The sequence below is a fragment of the Paenibacillus glacialis genome (assembly GCF_001637205.1).
Classification (GTDB): domain Bacteria; phylum Bacillota; class Bacilli; order Paenibacillales; family Paenibacillaceae; genus Paenibacillus_AQ; species Paenibacillus_AQ glacialis.
The window spans coordinates 1-1108 of sequence record NZ_LVJH01000005.1; the positions used below are offsets into that span (position 1 = coordinate 1).

At 56.1% G+C, this 1108-nt stretch carries 1 protein-coding gene; it reads left to right on the forward strand.

Annotated features, from left to right (window positions below; all coding sequences use genetic code 11):
- Positions 1–161 precede the first annotated feature (161 nt).
- Positions 162–1108 (forward strand): amino acid permease (locus PGLA_RS04545; RefSeq protein ID WP_145939480.1); only part of this gene is annotated, 947 nt, incomplete at its 3' end.

Below are 1108 nucleotides of genomic sequence, written 5' to 3' on the forward strand. Positions count from 1 at the left end.
GCGATGACGTCATAGAGGCTGACTGCCGGTAAATAGTCACTCTCCTGAAATTTACTCTGGTGCTTTAGCAGGAGAAAGTGTATCATAGGTACCTGTCAGTTCATTTTTTTTATATCAGCCAGTGTTCACTTTTCAAAACTTTGCAAAAGGGGTTTATCATTATGACCAGACATAAATTAGGCTTCTGGATCCTGACTGCCCTCGTGGTCGGCAACATGGTCGGTTCCGGAATCTTCATGCTACCTCGATCTCTGTCGGAAGCGGCGAGTCCTGCCGGGGTCATTCTGGCCTGGGCCGCTACAGGACTCGGTGTACTTACGTTGGCGCTTGTCTTCGGTAGCCTGGCTGTCCGTAAGCCTGAGCTCAGCGGCGGCCCGCAAATCTATGCGAAGGAGCTGTTTCGTGAAGGTTCGCACGGCTCTCTCCTGGCCGGATTTATGTCCACCTGGGGATACTGGGTCGGCAATATCGCTGGTTTTGTGGCGGTTATCACGACGTTCGCGAGCTACCTGTCCACCTTCTTCCCGGTGCTTACCAGTAACAAGGTATGGCTGACCTTCGGGAACTTCACATTAATAGCGGGCAATGCCCTGACGTTCCTCGTCTGCTCGGTACTGCTATGGGGAACGCACGCCATCTGCCTAAAAGGCATGAACAGCGCGGGGCGATTGAATTTTATCGCTACGGCGACCAAGGTCATCGGCTTTGCGCTCTTCATTGTGATTGCCCTGTTTGCGTTCCAACAGAGCAATATCGGGCCATTCCTGGCTCCGCGCACCAATAACAGCGGGGAGACGCTCGGCATGCTCTCCCAGGTTAACGCGGCCGCGGTTGCAACGCTGTGGGCTTTCATCGGCGTGGAATCCGCCATGGTCTTCGCCGCACGCGCTCGCCGCAAGCAGGATATCCGCAGCGCGACCATCGCAGGGCTGGTAATCTCCATCGTGCTGTATGTCGGCATCAGCATCCTGACTATGGGCCTGCTGACACAGGACCAACTTATGGCTTCCCAGAACCCGCTGGTGGACGGCATTTCCACCGTGCTGGGACCCATCGGCGGCAAGCCGGCACCAGGCCCAGGGCGCGTCCCGGATACCCTCCACAACAC